Source organism: Kribbella sp. NPDC054772 (assembly GCF_053611945.1).
The window spans coordinates 55,893-62,505 of the sequence record NZ_JBSHBJ010000003.1; the positions used below are offsets into that span (position 1 = coordinate 55,893).

At 69.5% G+C, this 6,613-nt stretch carries 9 protein-coding genes; 7 read left to right on the forward strand and 2 right to left on the reverse strand.

Going from position 1 to position 6,613, the window contains the following annotated elements; translation table 11 throughout:
- Positions 1-15 precede the first annotated feature (15 nt).
- The 4 genes from ACWGID_RS05705 to ACWGID_RS05720 all read left to right on the forward strand — a co-directional run bounded on the left by ACWGID_RS05705 (position 16) and on the right by ACWGID_RS05720 (position 1,589).
- Complete coding sequence (locus ACWGID_RS05705) at positions 16-213, forward strand: hypothetical protein (protein WP_452194791.1); 198 nt, start codon at positions 16-18, stop codon at positions 211-213.
- Positions 213-599, forward strand: a complete 387-nt coding sequence (locus tag ACWGID_RS05710; protein WP_452194792.1) for a TadE/TadG family type IV pilus assembly protein — start codon at positions 213-215, stop codon at positions 597-599. The genes ACWGID_RS05705 and ACWGID_RS05710 overlap by 1 nt, the downstream gene beginning before the upstream one ends.
- A complete protein-coding gene (locus tag ACWGID_RS05715) occupies positions 596-1,045 on the forward strand; it encodes a hypothetical protein (RefSeq protein WP_452194794.1) in 450 nt (149 codons plus the stop codon). The genes ACWGID_RS05710 and ACWGID_RS05715 overlap by 4 nt, the downstream gene beginning before the upstream one ends.
- 145 nt (positions 1,046-1,190) lie before the next feature.
- Positions 1,191-1,589 carry a pilus assembly protein TadG-related protein gene (locus tag ACWGID_RS05720; protein WP_452194796.1) on the forward strand — a complete coding sequence of 133 codons (399 nt, stop codon included), beginning with the start codon at positions 1,191-1,193 and terminating at the stop codon, positions 1,587-1,589.
- 500 nt (positions 1,590-2,089) lie between these two features.
- On the opposite strand, the gene ACWGID_RS05725 is transcribed toward ACWGID_RS05720, so the two are convergent.
- Positions 2,090-2,890 carry an SDR family oxidoreductase gene (locus tag ACWGID_RS05725; protein ID WP_452194798.1) on the reverse strand — a complete coding sequence of 267 codons (801 nt, stop codon included), beginning with the start codon at positions 2,888-2,890 and terminating at the stop codon, positions 2,090-2,092.
- A gap of 69 nt (positions 2,891-2,959) precedes the next feature.
- Between ACWGID_RS05725 and ACWGID_RS05730 the strand changes: the two genes are divergently transcribed.
- Genes ACWGID_RS05730 through ACWGID_RS05740 form a run of 3 tightly spaced genes read left to right on the forward strand, consistent with a single transcriptional unit; the run spans position 2,960 to position 5,484 of the window.
- A complete protein-coding gene (locus ACWGID_RS05730; RefSeq protein WP_452194800.1) occupies positions 2,960-3,571 on the forward strand; it encodes a TetR/AcrR family transcriptional regulator in 612 nt (203 codons plus the stop codon).
- 16 nt (positions 3,572-3,587) lie between these two features.
- A complete protein-coding gene (prfB, locus tag ACWGID_RS05735; RefSeq protein ID WP_452194801.1) occupies positions 3,588-4,709 on the forward strand; it encodes a peptide chain release factor 2 in 1,122 nt (373 codons plus the stop codon).
- Entirely contained in the window at positions 4,693-5,484 is a 792-nt protein-coding gene (locus ACWGID_RS05740; RefSeq protein ID WP_452194803.1) for a pentapeptide repeat-containing protein, read from the forward strand. Before prfB ends, ACWGID_RS05740 begins: the two co-directional genes overlap by 17 nt.
- On the opposite strand, the gene ACWGID_RS05745 is transcribed toward ACWGID_RS05740, so the two are convergent.
- Positions 5,447-6,505, reverse strand: coding sequence for an MFS transporter (locus tag ACWGID_RS05745; RefSeq protein ID WP_452194805.1), 1,059 nt, complete (start codon positions 6,503-6,505; stop codon positions 5,447-5,449). The two genes, ACWGID_RS05740 and ACWGID_RS05745, sit on opposite strands and share 38 nt — an antisense overlap.
- Positions 6,506-6,613 lie beyond the last annotated feature (108 nt).

Genomic DNA, 6,613 nt, shown 5'->3' on the forward strand with positions numbered 1-6,613 from the left:
CCTTGAGGAGATGCCATGTCGCTACACCTGACCAGACTGTTCCTGACCTTGCTGCTGAAACCACGCCCGTCCCGCACAGAGCGCGGCGACGTCCCGGGTTGGGTACTGATCACCGTGATGACCGCGGGCCTGGTCGTCGCGATCTGGGGAATCGCCGGCAAGCAGCTCGGCCAGATGCTGCAGAACGCGCTGGACTCCGTCACCAACAAGTGATGGCCAGGCGCCGCGACGAGCGGGGTTCGGCCGTCGTCGACTTCGTCCTGGTCGCGACGATCCTGGTGCCGCTGTTCCTCGGCATCCTCCAGGTCGGCCTGTTCCTGTACGTGCGCAACACCGTCACCGCCGCCGCCTCCGAGGGAGCGCACTACGCGGCCGTGCTCGACCGGTCGCCGGCCGATGGTGAGGCGCGCACCCGAGACCTGATCCGCGGCGTCGTCGCGAGCCGGCTGATCGACTCGGTGTCGGCGGAGCAGACCGACATCGACGGGCAGCCCGGCGTCGAGGTCGCCGTACAGGCACACATGCCGCCGCTCGGGCTGTGGGGCCCGGGGATCTCGTTCTCCGTCGAGGGCCACGCGGTGAAGGAGACCGGCGAATGAGGCGCCGCCGGAACGAGCGTGGCAGCGCTGTCGTGGAGTTCTCCTGGCTGGCCATCCTGCTGATGGTCCCGCTGGTCTACATGATGCTCGGCGTCTTCGACGTCCAACGAGCCTCGTACGGCGCGACCGCGGCGACTCGCGCGGCCGGGCGAGCCTTCGTGATCGTGCCGGACGGGATGTCCGAGGACCAGGCACGGGCGCGCGCCTTCGAGGCCGCGAAGCTGTCGATGCAGGACCAGGGGATGGACCTCGCTTCCGACGAGCTCACCATCAGCTGCGACCCCGCCTGCCTGCAGCCCGGCTCGACCGTCACCGTCACGCTGAACACGAAGGTCCGGCTCCCGCTGATCCCCGACGCCCTCGGCGGCGAACCACCCGCGATCCACATCACCGCCGCCCACACCGAGGCCTACGGCGACTACCGCCAAGCCAAGGGCACCGGATGACCCGCCCAAACCGGCTGAGCTGGCTGGGCTGGGTGAGCTGGTGAGCCGCCGGGGGCTAGTGAGTTGGGTGAGCCGGGGAAGTTGGGTGAGTGGGATGTGTGGAGGGAGCCGGGTGAGTCGGCGGCGGCGTGGTGAGGACGGGCAGATGACCGTTCTGATCATCGGGTTCACCGTGGTGATCCTGCTGATGGTCGTGGTGGTTACCGACATCTCCAAGGCGTTCCTGGTCCGCCGCGACCTGGACGCCACCGCGGACGGCGCGGTCCTCGCGGCCGCCAACGGCCTCGCCGCCGTCTACGCCCAGCCCGGCGCGGGAGGCAACGCCGCGATCGATCCCGAACAGGCGCGCCAACTCACCGCGGAGTACCTGAACCAAATTGCCGCCGGCAACAGATTCGACGCCCTCGACTGGTCGGTCGACGTCGAAGGCACCACCGTCACCGTCCGCCTCACCTCCACCGCCGACCTCCCCTTCCATCCCCCCGGCTTCCCCACCACCGCAGCCGTCTCCTCCCAATCAGCCGCCATAGTCCCCATCCGCTGACCACCTCACGCGCCAACCCCCGCCCCGCAGCCCCGCCCACACGCACCCGCCCGCACGCCCCCGTGCCCGCGTCGGCCCCCGCGCACCGCCCCGCGCCCGCTCCCGCGCTTGCCCGCGCTCCGGCGACGCACCCCGCGTTCCCACCCAGGGCTCCGCTCGCCTGGCCGTCGCCTGAGCTGGCGCCGGTGCGGGTAGCAGCCGGCGCCGGTGGGTGGGGACAGGAACCGGTGGGTCGGCACAGGTTATTGCCTGTGCTGAGTCCCCGCGGGTTGTGCTGACTCCCGGGCTCTGCGCACGCGGCGGTGCTGTCGGCGCTGGCGGGTCGGCGGGGTCCGCGGGTCGGCTGGGTTTGGGTGGGCCGTGTGAGTTGGTGCAGGGGTGGTGGGTGGGGATAGGCGTTGGTGGGCGAGCACAGGTTATTGCTTGTGTTCAGTCCCCGCGGGGTGTGCTCAGTCCGGGGTGGGCAGCCGGCGGGGCGACGGGTGGGGATGGGTGAGGGCCTAGGTGAAGAGGGTGGGGTTGTCGGTCAGCCAGGTGGTGAAGGGGCGGGCGGTGTGGTTGGTGAGGAGTTCTACGCCGGGCTCGATGGAGGCCGGGGTGCCTACTCGGGAGGCCCAGTACGCGAGGAGGGTTTCGCGTTGGCCTTCGTCGCGGAGGCCCATTTCGGCGCGGGCCTGGTCGGGGGTGAGGTCGACGGCCTCGATGGGTACGCCGGTGACCTCGGTGATCTGCTCGATCTGGCGCCGGCGCGTCATCGACTCGGGGCCTGTCAGGGGATAGCCGCGGCCGTCGTGGCCGTTGCCCGGGCCGTCGAGCAGCACGCGGAGCGCGGCGTCGGCGATGTCGAGCTCGTGGATCGGCGCCTCCTCGGCGTCGAGGTAAGGCAGCCGGATCTGGCCGGTGGCGCGGACCTGATGGGCCCAGTACTTCGCGTTGCTCATGAACGCACCGGGCTGGAGCCGAGTCGTCGCGTACGACGCGTTGGTGATCACCTGCTCGGCCTTCGCGTGCGGGTCCTCGGGGCCACCGAGTGAGGACAGCGACGACAGCAGCACGACCTGCTTGACCCCGGCTGCTTCGGCCGCGGCGACGAAGGCGGGTGCGGACTGCGCGTCGGAGTACAGGAAGACCTGGGTGACGCCGTCCAGCGCCGGCGCCGGGTCAGCGGGGTCGTAGATGACTGCAGAAGGAAGGGAAGAGGGTTCGCGGCTGGCGACGCGGACGTCCTGTCCGGCCGCGGTCAGGCCGGTGACGAGGGCGCGGGCGATGGTGCCGCGGCCTCCGGTGACGAGAATCGTCATTGGATGTGCTCCAAAAATGTAGTGACTACAATAATGGAATCAGTAAAGCAGATGCTCTACGGTGTGGCAATGGAGCTCGGGCGCCGGGAGCGCAAGAAGCAGCAGACGAAGCAGGCGATCTCGGACGTGGCCACCACCCTGTTCCTCGAGCGCGGCTTCGACGCGGTGACGGTCGCCGAGGTGGCCCGCGCTGCCGATGTCGCCGTACAGACGGTGTTCAACCACTTCCCGGCGAAGGAGGATCTGTTCTTCGACGAGGCGGGGTGGTGGCGCGGTCCGGCGCGGGCGATCCGGGCGGCGCCGCCGGGTGCGGATCCGGTGGACGTGCTGGAAGCGCAGTACCTGGCGGAGACGCGGGAGCGGCTGGAGGTCGGTCATCTGGCGACCTGGAAGCAGTTCGTGCGCACGATCGAGGGCAGCCCGGCGCTGCTCGCCCGGCGCCGGTTGACCGCCGACGAGCTGGAGACCTCCCTCACCGAGGCCCTCGACGAGCAGTCGCCGGACCATCTCCGGAACCGCCTGATCGCCGCCCTGTACGCCGCCGCACAGAAGGTGCTCGAGGAACGCCTGATGACCGTCCTGCCCGACGACGCGACCCCCGAGGAGCTGCAACGAGCGCAGGCCGAACTCGAGCAGGCGATCGCCCAGGTCTTTGCCGTTCTCCGTCGTGGACTGGCCTGAGCTAAGCTGCTTAGTTGTGGCTGGACTGGATTTTGACGCGGAGCTGAAGCAGCTCGACGCGACGATGACCTCGATCGAGAAGGTGCTGGATCTCCCTGCGCTGCGCAAGGAGATCGACGGGCTCGGCGAGCAGGTCGCTGCGCCTGATCTCTGGGACGACCAGGCGAACGCGCAGAAGGTGACGTCGCGGCTGTCCAGTCTGCAGTCCGACGTGGAGCGGGTGACGAACCTGCGCAGCCGGCTCGACGACCTCGGCGTGCTGGTCGAGCTGGGCCGCGAGGAGAACGACGCGGACAGCCTGGCCGAGGCGGAGAAGGAGCTGGGCTCGGTCGCCAAGGCCGTCCAGTCCCTCGAGGTCCGCACCCTGCTGTCGGGTGAGTACGACGAGCGCGAGGCGCTGGTGACGATCCGCTCCGGCGCGGGCGGTGTGGACGCCGCGGACTTCGCCGAGATGCTGCAGCGGATGTACCTGCGGTACGCCGAGCGGCACGGCTACCCGACCGAGGTCTATGACACGTCGTACGCCGAAGAGGCCGGGATCAAGTCGACCACGTTCGGGGTCAAGGCGCCGTACGCGTACGGCACGCTGAGTGTGGAGTCGGGTACGCACCGGCTGGTCCGGATCTCGCCGTTCGACAACCAGGGCCGGCGGCAGACGTCGTTCGCCGCGGTCGAGGTGGTCCCGGTGCTCGAGCAGACCGATGAGATCGACGTGCCGGAAGAAGAGCTGCGGATCGACGTGTACCGGTCGTCCGGTCCGGGTGGTCAGAGCGTCAACACCACCGACTCCGCGGTCCGGATCACGCACATCCCGACCGGGACCGTGGTCTCCTGCCAGAACGAGAAGTCCCAGCTGCAGAACAAGGCCAGCGCGATGGTCATCCTGAAGGCCAAGCTGCTCGCGCTGAAGAAGGCCGAGGAGCGGGCCCAGCTGGACGCGCTGCGTGGGGACGTCGCCGGGTCCTGGGGTGACCAGATGCGGTCCTACGTCCTGCACCCGTACCAGATGGTGAAGGACCTGCGGACGCTGTACGAGTCCGGGAACACGTCGGGTGTGTTCGACGGCGAGATCGACGAGTTCATCGAGGCCGGCATCCGCTGGCGCCGCACCGGCCAGACGGTTGCCGAGAACAACTGATCTGCGCGCGGATCTCCAGGCCGACTGCGGCAACTGCTTCGGCCTGTGCTGTGTCGCGCTGACGTTCAGCAAGTCGGCGGACTTCGCGATCGACAAGTCCGCCGGCGAAGCCTGCCCGAATCTCAGCGACGAGTTCCGCTGCACGATTCACACCAAGCTGCGGTCCAAGGGCTTCCCGGGCTGCACGGTCTACGACTGCTTCGGCGCCGGCCAGGAGATCTCGAAGCGCGCCGGTAAGAGCTGGCGTGAGCAATCCGGACAGCAGATGTTCGCCGCCCTCCCGATCCTGCGCCAGCTGCACGAACTGCTCTGGTACCTGACAGAAGCCCTTGAACACAACAAGGCCGTGCAGCCCGCGATCGACCGAGTCCAAGCAGTCAGCCGTACGCCGGACCTCGCCACCGTCGACGTAGCGGCCGAGCGGGCCGTCGTCAACGAGTTGCTGCTCAAGACCAGCCAAGACATCCGCGGCAAGCAGCCCAAGAAGAAGGAACGCCGCGGCGCCGACCTCATCGGAGCGCGCCTGCGCGGAGCCGACCTGGCGAAGGCGAACCTCCGTGGCGCCTACCTCATCGGCGCCGACCTCCGCCAAGCCGACCTCTGCCAGGCAGACCTGATCGGCGCCGACCTCCGAGACGCCGACCTCCGCGGCGCCGACCTGACGGGTGCGCTCTTCCTCACCCAGTCCCAGATCAACGCCGCCCGAGGCGACCAAGCAACCAGACTGCCGAAGGCTGTTACGCGCCCCGCCCACTGGTCCGCAGCTGGTGCGTGACTGGGGTCATTAGTAGCGAGATCGCGGTGATCGCGATCGCTACTGCGGCGAGTGCGCCGCCCTGGCCCCAGGAGGTGCCTGCCAGGGACAGGTACGCCGTACCGACGGTGGCGGCGCCCAGGGCCAAGCAGGTCTGCTGGCTGGTCAGCAGGATGCCGCTACCCAGGCCCGCTTGTGCTGGCGGGACCTGGCTGAGGACGACGCCGATCAGCGGGACCATGACCAGGCCGGAGCCGAAGCCGGCGATCAGCATCGGCACGGCGAGGCGCCACGGGTCCACGTGCGGCCAGAGAGTGAGCGCCACGACGCCGAGCAGCCCGTAGCCGACGGCCTGGATGATCCAGCCGCGCACGATCAGGCCGGCGCCGTATCGGACCTGCAACCGCGGACCGTAGACCGAGGTGACCAGGAAGCCCACGGCCAACGGCAGCAGACTCAGACCGCCTTCCAACGGGGACATGTGGGCCTCGCCCTGCGTGGCGAGTGCGAAGACGAACATGAAGCCGCCGAACGTGGTGAAGAACGCGACCGCGAGTAGCAGACCGATCCGCATCGCGCGCAACCGCAGTACGGTCGGCGGGATCAGCGGATGCCGGCCAGCTCGCTCGGACCGGTGCTGGTGCAGGCCGAGGACTGCGACGGCCGGGACGGTCGCCGCGAGGCAGAGCCAGGTCCACAGTGGCCAGCCGAGGGGGCGGCCCTCGGTGAGCGGCAGGAGCAGTAGTACCAGCGTCACTGCGAGCAGTGCGGCGCCGACCAGATCGACCCGCTGCGCGCGGTCTGCACGAGTCTCCGGGAGCAATCGGAGAGCGGCCGCGATGGCCAGCACACCGACGGGGACGTTGACCAGGAAAACGGAGCGCCAGCCCAGGCCGAACACGTCGGCCTCGACCAGAATGCCGCCCAGGATCTGACCGAGCGCCGCGGCGGCACCGCCCGCGACACCGAACATGGCCATCGCGCGAGCCCGGTGTTCGCCGGTGAGCAGCGCAGAGATCGACGCGAGGACCTGCGGGGTCATCGCGGCGGGGGGCGCCCCCGGGTCGGCCCGGGGCGCCCCCAGAACGCCCCTAGAGGGGGGGGTACGGCCGATCAACCACCTCACCGGGGTCACCGGCCGAACGAACAC

Coding starts and splice junctions, on each gene's coding strand:
- ACWGID_RS05745 (WP_452194805.1), bottom strand. CDS start 6,505: ATGACCCCGCAGGTCCTCGCGTCGATCTCTGCGCTGCTCACCGGCGAA.
- ACWGID_RS05705 (WP_452194791.1), top strand. CDS start 16: ATGTCGCTACACCTGACCAGACTGTTCCTGACCTTGCTGCTGAAACCA.
- ACWGID_RS05720 (WP_452194796.1), top strand. CDS start 1,191: ATGACCGTTCTGATCATCGGGTTCACCGTGGTGATCCTGCTGATGGTC.
- ACWGID_RS05730 (WP_452194800.1), top strand. CDS start 2,960: ATGGAGCTCGGGCGCCGGGAGCGCAAGAAGCAGCAGACGAAGCAGGCG.
- ACWGID_RS05715 (WP_452194794.1), top strand. CDS start 596: ATGAGGCGCCGCCGGAACGAGCGTGGCAGCGCTGTCGTGGAGTTCTCC.
- ACWGID_RS05710 (WP_452194792.1), top strand. CDS start 213: ATGGCCAGGCGCCGCGACGAGCGGGGTTCGGCCGTCGTCGACTTCGTC.
- ACWGID_RS05725 (WP_452194798.1), bottom strand. CDS start 2,890: ATGACGATTCTCGTCACCGGAGGCCGCGGCACCATCGCCCGCGCCCTC.